Here is a 19,051-nt window from a genome sequence, read left to right as displayed (position 1 = left end):
GCGCCGGCCTTCTGTTTCCGCAGACCCGACCTGACTGCTGCCGGGGGCGCGGGGATCGCGGATGCGTGACCGGAGACCACCTCACTATCGATGTCCTGCGGTACCCGGGCTCCCTTGCTCTCCCGGGCGATCCTGATGGCGCTTCGCTCCTCCGTTCTTCCCTCTGGATCGATCACTTACCAAACGGGAACTGCGTACTGCTGGTGGCCTCTCACAGCGCCACTTCGGCAGCCAGCCCCGTCGCCCATCCTGCATCTGCTCTGGCTTGGAACCCCGCTGCCGAACCTCCCGGTGCGTGCGCCCGCAGCCGACGCCTTCACCGAGGTACCGCTCATTGACTTCGCTGCTGGGTACTGCCGACTGCACTTCCTACGGGTACTGCTCACGGCGGCCCCTGATCACCGCGGGCCACCCGGTCCGGTCACCAGTCCCGTCGCCGTCCTGCAACCAACCTGGCTTCGAAACTCCGTCACCGCACCGTCCTGCGCACTGCAACTGCGGGAACTACGGTCCCACTGCCCGGCAGTTCGTCTCTGCCGGGCCTTCGATCCCTTCGGCTACGACAGAAACCATAACCAGATCACAACCCAATGTCTACTCCGGCCAGCATAGATTTCCGAGCGTTCGACGATGAGGTAATCAACCTCGAGCAGCGACACCGAAAGGCGCCAAGGTGGCCTTCGCCGGGTGCCCGCCACGAGTCCGGCGCACAAGCACTGAACGGACGGGACCGGGCATCGGCGATCCAGAGGAGGGCGTTGGTCGCGGCCTCGCCTGACATCCCGACGCCCGCGACCGCCGACCGCACCGGACGGCACCGGACGCGGAGGGTGCGGAGGGCAGGCTCCGGGGGCTTCAGCGACCTGCTGCGGGGTCCGACCGACTGCCGCGCACGCTCGACGCCGGCGGCGACCCGTCGGCGGTGTGCGCCGCGCCCACCCCGCCGTGGGCGGGGCGGGCGGGTCAGCGATCGCCGGTGGGGGCCTGCAGGACGCCGACGCTGGCCGGGCCGGCGGGGGCCAGCGGTGGCGCCTCGGCGGCGGCAAGGCTTTCCCGGGCCGCGGCGACGACCGCGTCCGCGGTGAGCCCGAACTGCTCGTACAGCACGGTGTAGGCCGCGCTGGCGCCGTAGTGGTCAAGGCCGACGATGCGGCCGGCGTCGCCGACGAACTCCCGCCAGCCCATGGGCACGCCGGCCTCGACGCTCACCCGGGCGCGCACCGCAGGCGGCAACACCTGCTCGCGGTAGGCCCGGTCCTGGGCCGCGAACCACTCCCAGCACGGCAGTGACACGACCCTCGTCGGGATGCCGTCGGCCTCCAGCGTCTCCCGGGCGGCGACGGCGATCTGCACCTCGCTTCCGGTGCCCATCAGAATGACCTCAGGACTGCCGCTGGAGGCTTCGGCCAGCACGTAGCCGCCCCGGGCGACGCCCTCGGCCGACGCGAACTGTGTGCGGTCGAAGACAGGCAGGTTCTGCCGGGACAGGGCGAGTCCGGCCGGGCGGTCGTTGTGCTCGAGGATGGTGCGCCAGGCCACCGCGGTCTCGTTGGCGTCGGCCGGGCGGACGAAGTCCAGGCCGGGGATGGCCCGCAGCGCCGCGTAGTGCTCGATGGGCTGGTGGGTGGGGCCGTCCTCGCCCAGCCCGATGGAGTCGTGCGTCCATACGTAGGTGACCGGGAGCTGCATGAGGGCGGCCAGCCGCACCGCAGCGCGCATGTAGTCGGAGAAGGTGAGGAACGTGCCGCCGTACACGCGGGTCCCGCCGTGCAGCGCGATGCCGTTCATGATCGCGCCCATGGCGTGCTCGCGGACGCCGAAGTGCAGCGTGCGCCCGTACGGGCCGCCCGACCACATCTTGGTCTGCCGGTTCTCGGGCAGGAACGAAGCCTCCCCCTTGACCGCGGTGTTGTTGCTCTCCGCCAGGTCGGCCGAACCACCCCACAGTTCCGGCAGGACCGGGTACAGGGCGGCGAGGACCTCGCCGGATGCCTTCCGGGTCGCCACGCCCTTCGGATCGGCGTCCCAGACCGGCAGGTCGTCCGCCCAGCCCTGCGGCAGCCGACGGGTGGACATCCGGTCGAGCAGCGCGGCGCCGTCGGGGTTGCCGGCCCGCCACGCGTCGAAGCGCTGCTGCCACGTAGCGTGCGCCTGCGCGCCGCGCTCGGCGACCCGGCGGGCGTGCTCGAGGACCTCCGGGTCGACCTCGAACGTCTTGTCGGGGTCGAAGCCGAGGATCTCCTTGGTCGCCCGGACCTCGTCCTCGCCCAGCGCGGATCCATGGGCCGCGCCGGTGTTCTGCTTGTTCGGCGCGGGCCAGCCGATGATCGTGTGCAGCACGATCAGCGACGGGCGGCCGGTCTCGGCCTTGGCAGCGGCCAGCGCGCGGTCGACCGCGGCCAGGTCCTCGCCGTCGTCGACGTGCTGCACGTGCCAGCCGTAAGCCTCGTACCGCTTGCCGACGTCCTCGGTGAACGCGACGTCGGTGTCGTCCTCGATCGAGATCCGGTTGGCGTCGTAGACCAGGACCAGATTGCCCAGCTCCTGAGTGCCGGCCAGCGATGACGCCTCGCCGCTGACGCCCTCCTCCAGGTCGCCGTCGGAGGCGAACGCCCAGATCGTGTGGTCGAAGACGCTTTCGCCCTCGGGGGCGTCGGGGTCCAGCAGACCGCGCTCGCGGCGGGCGGCCATCGCCATGCCGACGGCGTTGCCGACGCCCTGGCCGAGCGGGCCGGTCGTCGTCTCCACCCCCGGTGTGTGGTTGACCTCGGGATGGCCCGGGGTCGCAGAGCCCCAGGTGCGCAGCGCCTGAAGGTCGGCCAGGTCCAGGCCATAGCCGGAGAGGAAGAGCTGGATGTACAAGGTGAGGCTCGAGTGCCCCATCGACAGCACGAAGCGGTCACGGCCGACCCAGTTCGGTTCGCCCGGGTCGTGGCGCAGCCACTTCTGGAACAGCAGGTAGGCGGTGGGGGCCATGCTCATCGCGGTGCCGGGGTGGCCGTTGCCGGTCTTCTGCACGGCATCCATCGCCAGCACGCGCACGGTGTCGATCGCGCGGCGGTCGAGATCGCCCATCCCCTCAGGGAGGGTGGGGTGCGGCTGGAAGGGGTTGCCGGTGGCTGCGTCGCTCGCGGCCTCGGCGGGAGCCTCGGGGCGGGTGCTCTTCGCCTCGGTGGCGGGGTCTGCCTCATTGGCGGTCATGGTTGGCGGTACTCCCTTGGGGGTGGGACGGTAGATGCTTTTCACCGAGCGGCCGATATCGGGCGCCGCAACCGGGCGGGCCCGGCGACGGTGGGGGCGTCAGGCGAGCGGGGTGTCGTCCAGTGCCTTCGCGAGGTCGCCCGGGGTGTCATAGAGGGCGATGGCGCCGGCCTTCCGCAGCTCGTCGTCCCCGAAGCCGCCGGAACGGACGACGATCGCCGGCATCCCCGCTCTCTTGGCCGCCTCGACGTCCCACACCGAGTCGCCGACCATCACACTCGACGCGTCGGGCGGCGCTCCCAGCTTCTTCAGCGCCACCTGCAGCAGATCCGGCGCCGGCTTGGAGGACTCCACATCGGCGCTGGTGGTCCAGTCGTCGACGATGTCACGGGCGTCCAGCATGTCCAGAAAGACCTCCACGTGACGCTGCTGAGCAGAGCTGGCCAGCACCAGCCGGTGCCCGCGCTCTTTGACCGCCAGTAGGAGATCGCGAGCACCGGGCAACGGCGCCATCTCCTCCAGCAGCTCGTCGACCTCCCTGCCCTGCTGCTCCCTGGCCCGGTCGCCCACCCGGCGTTCCAGTTCCTCGCCACCGACAGCGGTGACCAACTGGTCCCCGCCCATCCCGATCAGCCGGTGCAGCCGCCACACCGGATAAATCTCGCCCACCGAGCGCAGTGCCCGGTACCAGGCGAGGGCGTGGTGGTAGTTGGAGTCGATGAGTGTCCCGTCGATGTCAAGGACGGCGATGGCGGATGCGGTCACGCTCACCGGCTACCCGCCGGCCCGATACCCACACGGAGACCGCGGAACCAACAAGGCGATCGTCGGTACGGTTACGGCTCGCGTACCCAGAAAGCACCTGCGGCGGCGACGAGGAGAAGGAGCGGCAGCCCCGGCTCGGGGCATGGATCGGGAACCAGCGCAGCCGGGCCGCAGCACTTCGAAGTGGCGGGTGGCGGCTCCTCCGGAGAAGGTCGCCGCGACGGCCACCGGGTCGCCAGCCGACCGGCTCTGGGTCTGGGCGGCGAGGTGGTGGTGCACGTCGTACGACAGCCGGTGGTCCTCGAACCGCCGCGCCGGCGTGCGCTCGGCCGGCCACAGGTGCACAACCATCGGTGACGCCTGTCCGGGGCGTCGCCGACGTCGGTCACGTTGCTCGACGGCGGGACTCCGGCGCGCACCCGTGGCACGGGAGTTCCGGTCGGCCGTCGCACCTGTGCCTACTTGGAGCCCGCCGACGTGGGCGAGGGTGCTGTGCGGGGCGCGGTGTCCACGGAGGCGGCTGCGCCGTGAGCCCGAGACGGCCGCAGTCCTCCGGCCAGCCCTCCGATCACCACCGCGATCCCCAGCCACACCGAGGATTCCGGCACCCCCGTGCCCGTCGCCGTGCCGGCCGCTGCCGCCGCGAGCGGGGCGATGCCCGTGAGTAGGCCCGCGCGACCGGCGCCGACAGTGCGTACGGTCGAGTACCAGAGCACGAAGGCGACCGCCGTGACCAGCAGTGCGAGGTAGCCCACGGCCGCCCACTGCGCTCCCGTCAACTCTCCCGCCGCCGTGAGACCTTCGCGTGTCACGCCGAGGACGGTGAACAGTACCGCTCCCAGCCACGACGCGTGCACCGACACCCCCCAGGGCGTGTGCCGGCCGAGCACGGGTACCGCCAGCAGCGTGAACGCCGCCTCACAGCCCAGGGCCAGGGCCGCCCAGGCCACCCCGGCCGCATCCGTACGGCCCGTGCCTTCCACCAGGACCGCGCCCGCCACCACCACGGGCGCCGCCAGCAACACCTGCCGGTTCGGAGCGCGCCGTTCCAGCAGCGGGCCCAGGACCCCGAGGACCACCGGCACCGACGCCACCGCGACCGCGATCACCGCGGGCTCCGCATGCGCGACGCCCCGCACCACGGCCACGTTGAACAGCACCAGCCCCGTCACCGCGAGCCCCGCCAGCCACAGCCACTCCCGGCCGCGCGGCCGGACCGGGCGAGTACCGGCGAGCCGGGCGAGGAGCAGCAGGATCGCGGTCGCGGCCGCGTAGCGCACGGCCTGGGCGGTGAACAGGGGCGCATCGACGAGCGCGTGCGACACGCTGACGCTGCTGCCGACCAGCACCATCCCGAGCATGCCGGGGGCCAGGGGCGCGAAGGATGCGGAAGGGGTGTCCATGGGTCCACCCTGGTCGCACAATGGACGCCATGGGCAGGTCCAAAGAGCCGTCGGCCGAGGGGTCCAAAGCCGCCGCAGCGGACGCGCCGGTGAGATCGGCCGGTACGGCTTCCGGGGCCGGCGGTGCGGCCGACGGCCGTCCGTCTCGGCCCGGCGCCTCCCTCGGCTCCGACTTCCTCCAGCTCGACATCGCCGACGCGCCCCCGGGCGGGCGGACCGCCTGGCTCGCCGACCGGCTGCGGTCGGCCATCGCCGACGGCCGGCTGCCGGTCGGGACGCGGCTCCCCGCCAGCCGCGTGCTCGCCGAGGAGCTGCGCGTCACCCGGGGCGTGGTCACCGAGGCCTACCATCGGCTGTCCGAGTCAGGCCAGATCGCCGGCCGGGGCAGAGGCGGCACGGTGGTCGTCGCCGCCCCGGCGCCCCCGGCGTCCCCTTCAGCACCGCCCACAGCCTCCTCGGCAACCGGCCGTCCTTCGTCCTCGTCACCCCCCGCCGCCGCCGGGCATCGGGCCTCCCCCTTCCCCGACGCCTTCTTCGCCTCCCCCCACCGCGACGGCCTCGTCGACGCCCTGCGCGGCCTGCCCTGCCGGATCGACCTCTCCCCGGGCGTGCCCGACCTCGCCGCCTTTCCCCGGACCGCCTGGCTGCGCGCCGAACGCGCCGTCCTCGCCGCCGTCACCCCAGCCGACTTCGGCTACGGCAGCCCCCAGGGAGCGCTCGCGCTGCGGCGGGCCGTCGTCGGCTGGCTGGCCCGCAACCGCGGCATCCGCGCCGACCCGGACGAGGTCGTGGTGGTCGCCGGTGTGGCGCAGGCCCTGGGGCTGCTCGGGCAACTGCTGCGTGCCGAGGGCGTCGACCGTGTCGCCGTCGAGGACCCCGGCTCGCTCGGCGCCCGTCAGCAGCTGGAGTACGGCGGCCACACGACCGTCCCCGTCCCCGTGGACGCCGGCGGCCTGGACGTCGACGCGCTGCGCGCCTGCGGGGCCCGGGCGGTGCTGATGACCCCGGCGCACCAGTTCCCCACCGGCGTGGTCCTGGACGGGGAACGCCGACGCGAGCTGCTGCGCTGGGCGGCCGAGGGCGGCGTCGTGATCGAGGACGACTACGACGCCGAGCACCGCTACGACCGGCCCCCCGTACCGGCACTGCGCTCCCTCCTGCCCGACGGGGTCTGCTACGCGGGCAGCGTCTCCAAGCTGCTCGCCCCCGCCCTGCGGGTCGGCTGGCTCCTGGTCCCGCCGCGCCTGCGCGACGCCCTGGTCACCGCCAAGCGGTACGCCGACCTCGGCAACGGCATCCTCACCCAACTGGTCCTGGCCCGGCTCATGGACTCGGGCGAGCTCGAACGGCACCTGCGCCACGTCCGGCGCCGCCACCGCAGGCGCCGGGACGTGATGGTGCGGGCCGTCGATGCACACCTGCCCGGCGCCCGCGTCCACGGGGCGGCCGCCGGACTGCACCTCATGGTCACCTTCACCGACGGGCCCGGCAGCCGCGTCCGCGACACCGACCTCGCCGCGGCCGCGCTCGCCCGGGAGGTGAAGGCCCACCCCCTGTCCTGGCACCGCCTCACCCCCGGCCCACCCGGCCTCATCCTCGGCTACGCGGCGGGCGCCGCCCACGAGATCGAGGAAGGCATCGCCCTCATCGGGGAGGCGCTGCGGGCCCTGCCCGCTGCCGCCTGACCCCGCCGCAGCCCGGGACACCCACGGGCAGCCTGGCGGGCCGCGCCGCGCGAGGAACTGAACGCGACGACGGTGAGCCCGACCGGGCGGGCCTTGTTCCGGGAGCCGGAGGATCGGCATGCGGTGGACCTGACGGCGAGCAGCTCGGCCGGCCTGGCGTAACGGCTACGCCGCCGAACCGGCTGTGAGGCAAGCAGGGGGATGGCGGTGGCACACCTCAGACTGCCACTGGTCAAGCAGTATCAGGCAAGCATCGTTCGGACGCAGCGTTGCAGTCCCGCGTCACCCCCGAGATCGACCGCGCGCATCCACGGCAGCGGCGCCATCAGCCGGGCAGTGGCGTCGGTGGCACACTCGTCCATGGCAGTGCGCAACTCGTCCGGCACGGCCGCATCGGTCAGGCACAGCCATCCCAGCGCGGCGCTCACCCGCATCTCGCGCGGCACCGCGGGGTCGGACCACAGCATCCGGGTCCATGCCTCGCCGTCGGCGTCACCGTCTTCGAGGGCCAGCTGTGCGAGGGCAAGGACCATACCGGCGCGCACGGCCGGGTCGTCCTCGGCGCTCAGCCTCGTGCGCAAGGCGCCCTTAATATCGCTTTCGCTTCTGAAAGAGGCGGCCAGCGCGTAGGCGGCCGCGCAGCGCACATGCGGCTCGGGGTCGGCGAGCAGCGTCATGACGAGGCCGGCGTCCGCGGTGATCGCGTCGCGGGCGGCTTGGATCGACCAGTGCCCCGGGTAGCCGCTCGGCTCGCTGATCCAGACACCGTCGGCGTAGGCGACGCGCAGCAGCTCCTCGCGTGTACACAGGCCGGGGCCCGTGGTCTGGCGGGCGATCTCCGCCGCCATGACCAGGATGTCGGCGCGGAAGTGGGCGTGAGGATCGGCACCGATGCGCAGGAGGAACGGCACGGTCAGCGCGCACGCCGACCGTGCGCTGTTCGCCAACTCGCCCTCCAGACCGCGGAGTCCGTGGCGGGCGGCCTCGGCATCGACGTCTCGCAGGTGTTCCAGGTCTGCCCGGGTCTCGGGACCGCGTGGGAACCGCCCCCAGGGAACGTCGTCAAACCCGAACGCGTCCTTCGCCCCCTGCGGCAGGGACGCCACCACGGCACGGACATCGAGGAGACCCCCTAGCTGGTCGTCCGGATCACCGTCCAGGAACGCCTCCTCGATCGCCTGGTAGACCGGATCGTCTTCCCACCCCGACATACCCAAGTCCTTCCCGCCCCTATCCGGAGCGCCGCATCCCTGAACCCTAGGACCACTGCTCGACACGCGCGTCGGATCATCTCCCAAGCGCTGTCGACGAGGTCCGAGCAGCCCGTCGCTATCAGCCGCCGTTGTCCGCACATGAGGGATGATCAGCCGCAGGTCACGTCCGACCAGTCCCACACCCGGGCACGAACAGCAGGCGGCCGACGCCGTACCTCAGTGGGCGGTCAGCCGAGACGTTGACCGACGTCGGCGTCCCCCACGATCGACCTGATAAGGATGCCAGGTGGTGCGGAGTGCGGAGCCAACCTGGTCGGCGAGGGTGACGGCGACCAGCCGCGCCTGGAGAGGCGGAGTGTGGCCGGGCGTCGGTTCCAGGAGGAAGCGGCCTTGGACGTGGCCGCCCGCGCAGACGCGCAGCTCGATGTCCTGGTCGGGCAGGCCAAGGCGGTCGACGTCTCAAGCTGACGCGGCGCATCACCTTCCACCACCGCACCATCGCAGCCCGGCCCCTCGCCGAAGGACTGGGACGGGCCGCGAAGCGGTTGCACGCCGAAGCGCCTCGGGGCGGCAGCGGGTGCGCGGCCCCGATGTCGCATGCCCCGGCCCCCGGAGGCCACGTGCACTCTTGATCGTCTTCTGAGCGGCGCCTAGGCTCTCATGCCCATGGAGATGGGGGAACCAGACCCCGGGCGGCGGGCACGGCACGACGGGCTGGTCAGGCGTCGTGTAGCCGCAGGTCTGCTGGCCGTGGCAGGACTGGTCGTTCTGGGCACAGTGTTCGTCGTACTGCCGGAGGTGGTGGTCGACCACGATCTCGGCGGGGCGAGCGTCGCCGCGCAGGATCGGCTGAAGGCGGTGAACGATGTCCGTACGACGCTTCTGCAGGTGGTCGGCGGCCTGGTCGTGCTTTTCGGCGCGTACGCCACCTGGCGGCAACTGCGTGTGAGTCAGGACGGTTTGCGCGCCACCCAGGAGGGCTACGTCACCGACCGGTTCAGCCGGGCCGTCGACCAGCTCGGCAGCGACAAGCTGGATGTGCGCATCGGCGGGCTGCACGCGCTGTGGCGGATCGCGGAGCAGTCCGCCCGCGACCGGGAGGCCATCATCTCCATCCAGGCCGCGTATCTGCGTACACACCAGCCCTGGCCACCCGCCGGGTCGGAATCACCGGCGGCAGACGTGCCCATCAACGACATCGCACCCCTGGAGACCCGCGCCGCCGACACCCAGGTGGCGCTGACCGCGCTCGGCGTGCTGTGCCAGCACCGTGAGCAGTCCTGGGTCAATCTCAGCGTCACCGACTTGCGCCGGGCCGACTGCGACGGACTGTGGTTCCCCGAGGTCAACTTCGACCGCGCTTGCATGGAAGCGGCGGGCCTCTACCACGCCAATCTGACCCAGGCGTCCCTGGTCTCGGTCAACCTGCGACACGCCGACCTCACAACGGTGATTCTCCGCCGGGCTCGCTGCGTTCTCGCCGACCTACGGGCCGCGAAGCTGGTCGAAACCGACTTGCGTGACGCCGACTTCACCCAGACGGACCTGCGCGAGGCGAACCTGCGCAAGGCCTCCGCCCACGGTGCGGTCTTCCACCGCGCCGACCTCCGCCTGGCCGACTTGCGCGGCACCGACCTGAGCACCGCCAACCTCGCCGAAGCACGCCTGACCGGCGCCCTGGCCAGCGAGCACACCCGCTGGCCCGCCGACTTCGACCACACGGCCGCTGGAGTCGTCGACACCGACGACCCCGGACCCGAGCCCTCACCCCTACTCCAGCCACCCGGGATGACATGGCAGGCACCACCGCTGCGGTCCACTCCCTGACCAAGCACGGCGCGGGCATGGGTCTGTGGCAGCGGGCCGGGCGGGCGGGCCCATGCGGGCGGGACTGCTCAGCCGCCGGCCGGCGACAGCCGCACCGTGACCGAGCATGAGCCGGCGGGAAGATGCGCGGGCCCCGGGGCGGTACCCGCCCCTCACGCGCACGCAACAGCCACATCCGGCGACGACGGCGGTCGACACGAGAACGGACCGGAAGATGCCACGTATCCGGCGGGACGAAACGGGCGCATCATCACCGGCGCCCCCACAGGCACCGGCCCGGAAGGACCGCAGGCGGAGAGTGGCAGCGGACGCAACAGCCGCGGGCCGGGAGCCCGGCCTGGCCCTCGACGACCCGCAGCAGCTACCGCGTCAACACCGGAGAGACGTTCGCGGAAGATCTCCCCCGCGCGGGGGAGAAAGTCCCCCCGCACGCGGGATCTCGCCACAGCGCCCGACGGCTGTACTGGAACGGTCAGCAGGCCGAGGAAGAGACCGCTGCGCCGCTCGGGTACCCGGTGCCGTCGCTGCGGCCGCCGCACAGGAGGAATCACATGCACACGTGGACGAGACGGCGTCTTTTGACCTCGGCGGCGGCGACTGCAGGCCTCACCGTAACGGCGGCCGCACCCGCGACTGCCGCGGGGAGGCCCCGCAACCGCCTCGGCGGCGACATCCTGACCGCCCTGCGGGCCCTGCCGGGGCTGAGGGTGATCGAGGAACGCCAGGGCGCCGAGGCGGGGTACCGCTTTTTCGTCCTCGGCCTGCGCCAGCCGGCAGACCACACAAACCCCGCGGCCGGGACCTTCGAGCAGCGCCTGACCCTGCTCCACACCTCCGTCGACCGCACCACCGTCCTGTTCAGCACAGGCTATGAGGCGTCGCTCACGCCCCGGCGGGCTGAACCGACCGTGCTGCTGGGCGGCAACCAGCTTCAGGTCGAGCACCGCTTCTTCGGGACCTCGCGCCCGGCGAACGCCGACCACTCCCTGCTGGCCATCCGTCAGGCAGCCGACGACCACCACCGCGTCGTCCGCCTCTTCCGCCGGCTCTACCGCGGCGCGTGGATCTCGACCGGCAGCAGCAAAGGCGGCATGACCACCGTCTACCACCGCCGCTTCCACCCCGGCGACGTGGACGGCACGGTGGCCTACTCGGCCCCGAACAACGTCAACGACCGTGACGACACCGCCTACGCGCGGTTCCTGGAGCGAGTGGGCAGCGCGGAGTGCCGCGAAGCCCTGCGGACCGTGCAGCAACAGGCACTGCTGCGTCGCTCCGACCTGGTCGCCCGCTATGAGTCCTGGGCCGCCGCGAACAACACCTCGTTCCGCGTCGTCGGCAGCGCCGACAAAGCCCTCGAAATCGCCGTCCTGCGAGCTCCGTTCATGTTCTGGCAGCGCAATACGGCCGCGGACCTCGCCGCCATACCCGGCTCGAACTGTAGCGCCGACGAGCTGTACAGGTGGCTGGACGACATCACGGGCCTGGCCCTCTACGCCGACACGGCGCTGCAGCGCTACATCCCTTACTTCTACCAACTCGGCACCCAGCTGGGGTACGTCAGTTTCCCCACCCGACACTTGGCCGGACTACTGCGCTACCCGGACGCCGGCGAGCCCCGTACCTTCGTTCCGCGCGACATCCCCATGCGGTTCGATCGTGACGCCATGCCGGACATCGACCGCTGGGTCCACCGCCACGGCAGCCGGTTGCTGTTCGTCAACGGCGCCCAGGACCCCTCGGTCGCCGAGCCCTTCCGGCCCGGCGTCAGAGACTCACGTCTCCTCTGGGCGCCCGACGCCAACCACAGCACCGCGATCGCGGAACTGTCCCCCGCCGACCGTACGGAGGCCATCGGCATGCTGACCCGCTGGACGGGGGGCACGTCGCCCTCGGCGTGAAGAAGAAGTGCGCAGGGGCCGTCGACGTTCTCGCGATGAGCGGCGGCTCCGCCAGAAGACAAGACAACTGGCTGCTTGCCGCTCGCGAGCATGCGGTGCCCTCACGCGAGGGCAGGCGTTTCGCGGAGCAGGCGATCCAGAGGAAAGGTGGCCGGGTTGGTCTCCGCGGCCAGACGCAGCAGCCGGAGCGGCTGCGGGCGCAACCCTATGAGGGTGATGCGGCGGTCCGGACGGTCGGGCGGGGTGGATCAGCAACCAATGCTCCAGAGCCGCCACCCTCTCGCCGGAACGCATCGAACAGCTCGCCGCCATCGGCATGCGATGGACCCGACCACCACCACGCTCGGGCCGCCCAGACGCAGCGGCCGCACCGCCTAGCCGACGTGAATCATGCCGGGTACAGGGGCCGCCGCTCCCTGGTGACCCGGCGCAGGGCCCCGGGCAGCGGCTCCACGCCTATGCCGGGGGTGTCCGGGACGGGGAGATGGCCGCCGTCGAGGACGAACGGCTCGGTGATGTCCTCGGTGAAGTAGCGAGAGGAGGCGGAGGTGTCGCCGGGGAGGGTGAATCCGGGCAGGGCGGCCAGGGCGAGGTTGGGGGCGCGGCCGATGCCCGTCTCCAGCATGCCGCCGCACCACACCGGCACCCCGTGCGCCTGCGCCACGTCGTGGACGCGGCGGGCCTCCAGGTAGCCGCCGACCCGGGCCGGTTTGACGTTGACCACCCGGCAGGCGTCCATGGCGATCGCGGCGGCGGTGTCCCGTGCGTGGTGCAGGGACTCGTCCAGGCAGACCGGGGTGCGCAGCCGCTTCTGCAGCTGGGCGTGGGCGTGCAGGTTGTTCTCCTCAAGCGGCTCCTCGATCAGCAGCAGCCCGTACTCGTCGAGTCGCCGCAAATGCTCCACGTCCGCGAGGGTGTAGGCCGTGTTCGCGTCGACCTGCAGGGGCAGCGCGCCGCCGAAGCGCTCGCGGACCGCGCGGACGGGCTCGACGTCCCAGCCCGGCTCGATCTTCAGCTTGATGCGGACGTAGCCCTCGGCGAGGTAGCGCTCGACGTCGTCCAGCAGCTCGGCAACGGAGTTCTTGATGCCGACGGAGACTCCGGCGGGCACTCGGTCCCGTACGGCGCCCAAGTAGGTGGCGAGCGGCATGCCGTAGGCCCGCAGCTCGGCGTCGAGTACCGCCGTCTCCAGGGCCGCCTTAGCCAGCTCGTGCCCCTTGACCTTCGCCAGCGCCGGGGCCAGTGCGACCGTGGTGAGGTGCGGCAGGGCGGCCGCCCGGGGGAGCAGGAAGTCGCGCAGCACGATCTCGGCTCCGGCGACGAACTCCGAGCAGTACAGGGGCTCCGGGTCGGCGGCGAACTCCGACCAGCCCTCCGCCTCGTCGGTGACGACGTGCAGCAGGAAGGTGTCCTTCGTGGTCATCGTGCCGAAGGAGGTGCGGAAGGGGGTCACGAGCGGGATCGCGACGTGCACGATGTCGACGCGTTCGAGCTTCACGCCGCGGCCTCCTCGTGCGAGAGCGTGTACCAGCCGTCGCGGGACATCCCCGTGGCCCGGAATCCCTCCTGGAAGGCATCGAGGAACACCTCGCGCACGGCGTACCGCCAGCGCAGCGCCAGGGCGGGCTCCGCGGCGCGCAGCTTGACGACGTCGTCGGGGACGCGGCACCACAGGTGCCGGCCGTCCGGGTCCCGGCGGGCGAGCGGGCCGCCGTCCGGAGCCATGCGGACGACGGGCCCCTGGCTGTCGACGCCGGACGGCTCGCTCTGCGCGGTCAGGTCCCAGGTCACCGTCAGCCGGTCGCTCTCGTCGCCGTCGTTCACGCCGTCAGCCATGGGGCCGTAGAAGTCGACCAGATATTCCGTGCCGACGGCACCCAGCTTGACGAGGTTGAAGCGGGCGTTGCGGGCGACCAGCGGGTCGAACGTCCAGCGCATGGTGTGGGCGCCGAGCCCGGCCGCCCAGTCCCGCTGGGCCTGCTTCACCTGCAGTCCGAGCCCCCGGTCGGCGGCGGCGACCAGCGAGTATGTGCTGCGCTCGGGACCGAGCACGGCCACGGACGCCCCGGCGAGGCGCGGGCCGTCGTAGGCCGCGTGCACGGCACCTCCGGCATGCACCAGGCTGTGCAGGACCTCGGCCGGATAGGGCGGGGCGGTGCGGGGGGTCTGCCAGACGTCGCTGAAGTAGTCGGACACGGCCGCGAACCCGGTGACGTTGTGGACGGTACGGATGGTGACTTCTGCTGTCATGGCACGAGTGTCGCCAGGCGACGCACCCGCGGTGTTGTGGGAACAGCCAACAGATGCGTACTGTCGTTTCACGATCAGCCAATCGCCTCGCCAAGGACCCGCCATGGACGCCTGCACCCTCGGCGATCTTCTGGACGTCGTCGGCGGCCCCACCCTGCGCCTGCACACCGCCCCGGCCGGTTGCGGAGCGCCGGTCACCGAGGTCCTGCTCTACGACGGTCACACCCCGCTCCCCCGGCTGCCCGGAGCGCTGCTGTTGGCGGTCGGGACACGGGCGGCGGACGCGGGCCCGTTGCTACGGGCGGCCGCGCAGGCGGAGCTGACCGGCGTGGTGGTGCGGGGGGCCGACGGCCCGGTCGCGGAGGCCGAGGCCCACGGCGTGGCGCTGCTGTCGGTCGCCGAGGACGCCGCCTGGCACCATGTCCACCTGCTGCTGGCCTCCGCCATCGCCGCCCGGCCCGCCGCGGCCACCGCCGACCTGGGGCTCGGCGACCTGTTCGCGCTGGCCGACGCCATCGCCACGGCCACCGGCGGCGCCACCGCCGTCGAGGACGCACGCCAGCGGATCCTCGCCTACTCGACGGTCTCCGGCCAGCCGGTGGACGAGGACCGCCGGCAGGGCATCCTCGGCCGCCAGGTGCCGGCCAGCGAGGACAACACCCAGCAGTACCGGCGCCTGTTCGCCGCCGACCGGCCGCTGCGGCTGCCCGCGCTGACCGGCTCGGACCTGCCCCGGCTGGCGATGCCGGTACGGGCCGGCGGGGAGACGCTGGGCTCGGTGTGGGTGGTCGACGGCGGCTCGCTCGCGCCGGACGCGGAGGACACCCTTGCCCAGGGCGCCACCACGGCCGCGCTGCTCCTGCTGCGGGCGCGTGCCGCCCGGGAGCTGGCCCGGCACCGGGGCAGCGACCTGCTGCGCCGCCTGCTGGACGGCACGGCACCGGACCCGGCGACCGCCGCCGCCCGCCTGGGCGTCGACGGCCCGGCCCGGGCGGCCGCGTTCGTCCTGGACTCCGCCGCGAGCGTCCCGGACGCCGAGCGCACCGCGCTGCGTCTGCTGGACGTCGTGCGCCTGCAGTGCGAGGCCCGCTACGGACGGCACGCGTGCGTGCTGCTCGACGGGGTGGTGTACGCCGTACTGCCCGGTCCCGGCGAGCGGCACAGGAAGCTGGCCGAGGACATCGTGGCTCGGGCCGGACAGGCGTTGCGCGTGCCGGTGCGGGCGGCGCTGGGCGAGGTCGTGCCGGGCGCGGCCGGGCTGCCCGGCTCGCGGGCGGACGCCGACCTGGTGCTGCGAGTGCTGGACGCCCGGCTGCCGGTGGCCACCGTGGACGAGGTCCGGCCCCGGGTCACGCTGCTGCGTCTGGCCGAAGTGATGAGCGAACACCGGGAGTTGAACGCGGGGGCGTGGCGGCGGGTGCTGGCGTACGACGCCGAGCACGGCACGGAGTACGCCCGCACGCTGGTCTGCTGGTTCGACGCCGGTTGTGACATGGCGGGCGCGGCGCGACTCCTCGCCGTGCACCCCAACACCTGCCGCTACCGCCTCCGGCAGTTGCAGCAGCACGCCGGGGTCGACCTGGACGACCCCGACGAACGACTGCTGCTGTGGCTTCAGTTGAGGGCGCTCGCGGGGCTCAGCTCAGCCACGCCCTAAGCCTGCTCTCGCACCGCTCGAGATGCTCGACGGGGACGTGCTCCGCGGCCGTGTGGGCGAGCGACGGGTCCCCCGGGCCGTAGTTGAGTGCGGGCACGCCGAGCGCGGCGAAGCGGGCCACGTCCGTCCACCCGAGCTTGGCCCTCGGCTCGGCGCCCAGCGCGCGGGCCAGCCCGCCGATCCGGTCCAGGTGGGGCGGGGCCCCCGCAACGACCTCGGTGACGCGGACCTCGTACTCCGGGAACAGCCCGCGCACGTACGCCTCCGCCTCCTCGGCCGAACGGCTCGGTGCGAAGCGGCAGTTGACGGTGACGACGCACTCGTCGGGCACGACGTTCCCGGCGACCCCGGCCCGCACGGCGACCGCGCTCAGCCCCTCCCGGTACTCCAACCCGTCCATCACCACCCGCTCGGGCGTGTGGTCGTCCAACCGCTGCAGCACCCGGGCTGCCTTGTGCGCGGCGTTCACCCCCTGCCAGGCGCGGGCGGTGTGCGCGCGGGCGCCCTCGACCACGATGTCGGCGGTCAGGGTGCCCTGGCAGCCGGCCTCGACGCCGGCGTCGGACGGTTCCATGAGGATCGCGAGGCCGGCGTCGGCGAGCAGGGCCGGGCGCTCGGCGCCGATGCGGGCGAGCCCGTTCCTGTCGCCCTCGACCTCCTCGCACTCGTAGAAGACGTACGTGACGTCGCGGACCGGCTCCAGGATCCCGGCGGCCAGCCGCAACGCCACGGCGACCCCGCCCTTCATGTCGCAGGCGCCGAGCCCGTGCACGCTGCCGTCGGCGAGCCGGGACGGCAGGTTCCCGGCGGCCGGGACGGTGTCCAAATGCCCGGCGATCAGTGCCCGTTCGGGGCGGCCGAGACCGGTGCGGGCGACGACGGAGTTGCCGACCCGCCCCACAGCGAGGTGGGGCAGCGCCCGCAGGGCCGCCTCCACGGCGTCCGCCAGTTCCGCCTCCCGGCCGCTCTCGGACGGCAGGTCGATCAGGGCGCGGGTGAGGGTGACCACGCTGGCGGTGAGGTCCAGGGAGTGGGTCATGCGAGGTCCTGCTTCCGGTCGAGCCTGGAGTGCCGGATGCCGTAGAGGCCGTAGATCACGAGCCCGGCCGCCATCCACGCCCCGAACGCCACCCAGGTGTCGGTGCCGAGGCTGCCCAGCATGTAGACGCAGAAGCAGACCCCGATGAGCGGGGTGAACGGGGTGAACGGCACCCGGAAGGAGCGCGGGGCATCGGGGCTGCGCCGACGCAGCAGCACGACGGCCAGGTTGACCAGCATGAACGCGAAGAGTGTGCCGATGCTGGTGGCGTCCGCGAGGCTGCCGAGCGGGACGAGGGCGGCGAGGACGGCGATGAACGAAGAGACGATCACGGTGTTGGCCCGAGGCACACCGGTGCGCGGGTGGACGCGGGAGAACAGCGGGGGCACGAGGCCGTCCCGGGACATGGCGAACAGGATGCGGATCTGCCCGTACTGCACGGTCAGCACCACGCTGGTGGTGGCGACCACGGCCCCGATGGACAGCAGGATCGGCCACAGGTTCCCACCGCCGACGGACCGCACCAGTACCTCGCTCAGCGTCGCCTCCGTCCCCGCGAACTGCTTCCAGGGCATCGCGCCGAGCGCGGCGACTGCGACGAGCACGTACAGGGCGGTGACGAGGACGAGGGACAGGATGATGGCGCGGGGCAGGTCCCGCTGCGGGTTTCGGGCCTCCTCGCCGGCCGTGGAGGCCGCGTCGAAGCCGATGTAGGAGAAGAAGAGGGAGGCCGCTCCGGCACTCATCCCGGCGGCGCCGAGAGGAAAGAGGGGATGGAAGTTCCCGGCCCGGAAGGCGGTGAACGCGACCGCGCAGAACAGCACGAGCGCGGCGATCTTGACGGCGACCATGACGGTGTTGGCGACGGCACTCTCCCTCGCGCCGCGCAGCAGCACCACCATCGCGAGGACGACGATGAGGGCGGCCGGGACGTTGAGCACGCCGCCCGTGCCGGGCGGGGCGCTCAGCGAGTCGGGAAGGGTCATGCCGAACACGAGACTCAGCAACTCGTTGACGTACTGCCCCCAGCCCACGGCGACGGCGGCCACCGACACCCCGTACTCCAGGATCAGACACCACCCGCACACCCAGGCGACCAGCTCCCCGAGGGTGGCGTAGGCGTAGCTGTAGGACGATCCAGAGCCGGGGATCATGCCTGCCAGCTCGGCGTACGACAGCGCCGAGAACAGGGCGGTGACACCGGCGAGGACGAAGGAGACGACGACGGCGGGCCCCGCCTCGGGCACGGCCTGCCCGAGCACCACGAAGATGCCGGTGCCGAGGGTCGCCCCCACGCTGAGCAGGGTCAGCTGGGCGACGCCCATGGTCCGCTTCAGGGGGCTCGCCGCCGCTTCTCCGACCAGCGTTCCCATGGCCTGCCGCCGGGTGAACCGGCCGGTACGTGTTCTCTCCTGTCCGGCCGATGGCCGGGTCCCCACACTTCCCATCACACCGCTCCTCCGCCTCCGGGTTTTGTCTGGCCCTTGATGATGCGGAGGGGCGAACACCCACGGTTGTACGGATCGGCCAAAGGTGCGGCGAGCACATTGGGCAGAGGGCCAAAACAGTCCACGTCCGCCAGCACCAGCGCAGCACTCGGCGCGTGGCCGACCTGCTCGGCATCAGCCAGCGCACCGTCGAACGCTATGTGAAGAACCAGACCAAAAGCCCCGCCCGGAACTCGCTGATCGCCTCGAGTGTGGGGTCCGCAGGTGGGGCCATGCGGTCCATGGCGTAGACCGTCCCCCACAGATCCTCGTACTCCCCGTGCCCCAGGTCCGCCCGGGTCAGATCCAGATACATCCGCAGCTTCCTGTGCCAGACGATGTTGGCCACCCACAACCGGCCAAGTGCCGCCGCCGCGGCTTCGGCCGCTTGAGGGTGAACACGTGCGTACCGCTCGAAAGGATCACCATCAGCGGCAGCGCGGACGGCCACGACGGTGAGAACGACGGCCGCGGCAGTGGCGGGTCAGCAACCTAGTAACAGAAACGACTCAGCCGGCTGGGCGTGACAGCCGAGCGGATGCTCAGGGGCCGCCTGAACCCCTCCTCCCTGCCTTGCAGGCGGCTCACAGAATGCCCAGGCTGGAAAGAGCGAGGCCGGGAA

13 protein-coding genes and 1 pseudogene are annotated in these 19,051 nt (G+C 72.3%); 6 read left to right on the top strand and 8 right to left on the bottom strand.

The genetic code is table 11. The annotated features are described in order from the left end of the window. Positions 1-963 precede the first annotated feature (963 nt). The 3 genes from tkt to ACZ7JA_RS28470 all read right to left on the bottom strand — a co-directional run bounded on the left by tkt (position 964) and on the right by ACZ7JA_RS28470 (position 5,369). Complete coding sequence (tkt, locus tag ACZ7JA_RS28480) at positions 964-3,201, bottom strand: transketolase (protein ID WP_470811187.1); 2,238 nt, start codon at positions 3,199-3,201, stop codon at positions 964-966. 99 nt (positions 3,202-3,300) lie between these two features. Then, a complete protein-coding gene (locus tag ACZ7JA_RS28475; protein ID WP_351666972.1) occupies positions 3,301-3,966 on the bottom strand; it encodes an HAD family hydrolase in 666 nt (221 codons plus the stop codon). 458 nt (positions 3,967-4,424) lie between these two features. Next, positions 4,425-5,369, bottom strand: a complete 945-nt coding sequence (locus ACZ7JA_RS28470) for an EamA family transporter (RefSeq protein WP_470811184.1) — start codon at positions 5,367-5,369, stop codon at positions 4,425-4,427. Positions 5,370-5,389: 20 nt separating this feature from the next. Here ACZ7JA_RS28470 and pdxR point away from each other — a divergent pair, with 20 nt between their 5' ends. Beyond that, positions 5,390-7,054, top strand: coding sequence for a MocR-like pyridoxine biosynthesis transcription factor PdxR (gene pdxR, locus ACZ7JA_RS28465; protein ID WP_470811182.1), 1,665 nt, complete (start codon positions 5,390-5,392; stop codon positions 7,052-7,054). Positions 7,055-7,296: 242 nt separating this feature from the next. On the opposite strand, the gene ACZ7JA_RS28460 is transcribed toward pdxR, so the two are convergent. Next, positions 7,297-8,265, bottom strand: coding sequence for a hypothetical protein (locus ACZ7JA_RS28460; RefSeq protein ID WP_470811180.1), 969 nt, complete (start codon positions 8,263-8,265; stop codon positions 7,297-7,299). A 282-nt stretch (positions 8,266-8,547) separates the two neighbouring features. Here ACZ7JA_RS28460 and ACZ7JA_RS28455 point away from each other — a divergent pair, with 282 nt between their 5' ends. From ACZ7JA_RS28455 to ACZ7JA_RS28445, 3 genes are all read left to right on the top strand, one after another. Then, positions 8,548-8,736 (top strand): hypothetical protein, encoded by a 189-nt coding sequence (locus tag ACZ7JA_RS28455; RefSeq protein WP_470811178.1) that lies wholly within the window; start codon positions 8,548-8,550, stop codon positions 8,734-8,736. Between the two features lie 291 nt (positions 8,737-9,027). Next, entirely contained in the window at positions 9,028-10,095 is a 1,068-nt protein-coding gene (locus tag ACZ7JA_RS28450) for a pentapeptide repeat-containing protein (RefSeq protein ID WP_470811350.1), read from the top strand. A gap of 551 nt (positions 10,096-10,646) precedes the next feature. Further along, the gene (locus ACZ7JA_RS28445) at positions 10,647-11,996 is read left to right on the top strand and encodes a S28 family serine protease (RefSeq protein ID WP_470811176.1); all 1,350 of its coding nucleotides are present in this window, start codon (positions 10,647-10,649) and stop codon (positions 11,994-11,996) included. 388 nt (positions 11,997-12,384) lie between these two features. On the opposite strand, the gene menC is transcribed toward ACZ7JA_RS28445, so the two are convergent. After that, complete coding sequence (gene menC / locus ACZ7JA_RS28440) at positions 12,385-13,494, bottom strand: o-succinylbenzoate synthase (protein ID WP_389298652.1); 1,110 nt, start codon at positions 13,492-13,494, stop codon at positions 12,385-12,387. Further along, positions 13,491-14,246 (bottom strand): chorismate synthase, encoded by a 756-nt coding sequence (locus ACZ7JA_RS28435; RefSeq protein WP_470811174.1) that lies wholly within the window; start codon positions 14,244-14,246, stop codon positions 13,491-13,493. The genes menC and ACZ7JA_RS28435 overlap by 4 nt, the downstream gene beginning before the upstream one ends. Before the next feature lie 103 nt (positions 14,247-14,349). Here ACZ7JA_RS28435 and ACZ7JA_RS28430 point away from each other — a divergent pair, with 103 nt between their 5' ends. Then, on the top strand, positions 14,350-15,903 hold the full coding sequence (locus tag ACZ7JA_RS28430; protein ID WP_351666986.1) for a PucR family transcriptional regulator: 1,554 nt from the start codon (positions 14,350-14,352) through the stop codon (positions 15,901-15,903). Here the strand turns inward: ACZ7JA_RS28430 and dapE are convergent. Continuing rightward, complete coding sequence (dapE, locus tag ACZ7JA_RS28425) at positions 15,884-16,942, bottom strand: succinyl-diaminopimelate desuccinylase (RefSeq protein ID WP_470811172.1); 1,059 nt, start codon at positions 16,940-16,942, stop codon at positions 15,884-15,886. The two genes, ACZ7JA_RS28430 and dapE, sit on opposite strands and share 20 nt — an antisense overlap. Beyond that, complete coding sequence (locus ACZ7JA_RS28420; RefSeq protein ID WP_470811170.1) at positions 16,939-18,390, bottom strand: amino acid permease; 1,452 nt, start codon at positions 18,388-18,390, stop codon at positions 16,939-16,941. The genes dapE and ACZ7JA_RS28420 overlap by 4 nt, the downstream gene beginning before the upstream one ends. A gap of 140 nt (positions 18,391-18,530) precedes the next feature. Between ACZ7JA_RS28420 and ACZ7JA_RS28415 the strand changes: the two are divergent. Continuing rightward, a pseudogene (locus ACZ7JA_RS28415) lies at positions 18,531-18,658 on the top strand (telomere-protecting terminal protein Tpg); the annotation flags it as partial. Positions 18,659-19,051: the final 393 nt, after the last annotated feature.

The sequence above is a fragment of the Streptomyces sp. NPDC038135 genome, assembly GCF_055601245.1.
This window is presented reverse-complemented; position numbering and strand designations above follow the sequence as displayed.

What these genes read in the sequence shown, in the direction of transcription:
- tkt (WP_470811187.1), bottom strand. Translation starts at nt 3,201, where the DNA reads ATGACCGCCAATGAGGCAGACCCCGCCACCGAGGCGAAGAGCACCCGC.
- ACZ7JA_RS28470 (WP_470811184.1), bottom strand. Translation starts at nt 5,369, where the DNA reads ATGGACACCCCTTCCGCATCCTTCGCGCCCCTGGCCCCCGGCATGCTC.
- pdxR (WP_470811182.1), top strand. Translation starts at nt 5,390, where the DNA reads ATGGACGCCATGGGCAGGTCCAAAGAGCCGTCGGCCGAGGGGTCCAAA.
- ACZ7JA_RS28460 (WP_470811180.1), bottom strand. Translation starts at nt 8,265, where the DNA reads ATGTCGGGGTGGGAAGACGATCCGGTCTACCAGGCGATCGAGGAGGCG.
- ACZ7JA_RS28455 (WP_470811178.1), top strand. Translation starts at nt 8,548, where the DNA reads ATGCCAGGTGGTGCGGAGTGCGGAGCCAACCTGGTCGGCGAGGGTGAC.
- ACZ7JA_RS28445 (WP_470811176.1), top strand. Translation starts at nt 10,647, where the DNA reads ATGCACACGTGGACGAGACGGCGTCTTTTGACCTCGGCGGCGGCGACT.
- ACZ7JA_RS28435 (WP_470811174.1), bottom strand. Translation starts at nt 14,246, where the DNA reads ATGACAGCAGAAGTCACCATCCGTACCGTCCACAACGTCACCGGGTTC.
- ACZ7JA_RS28430 (WP_351666986.1), top strand. Translation starts at nt 14,350, where the DNA reads ATGGACGCCTGCACCCTCGGCGATCTTCTGGACGTCGTCGGCGGCCCC.
- dapE (WP_470811172.1), bottom strand. Translation starts at nt 16,942, where the DNA reads ATGACCCACTCCCTGGACCTCACCGCCAGCGTGGTCACCCTCACCCGC.
- ACZ7JA_RS28420 (WP_470811170.1), bottom strand. Translation starts at nt 18,390, where the DNA reads ATGGGAAGTGTGGGGACCCGGCCATCGGCCGGACAGGAGAGAACACGT.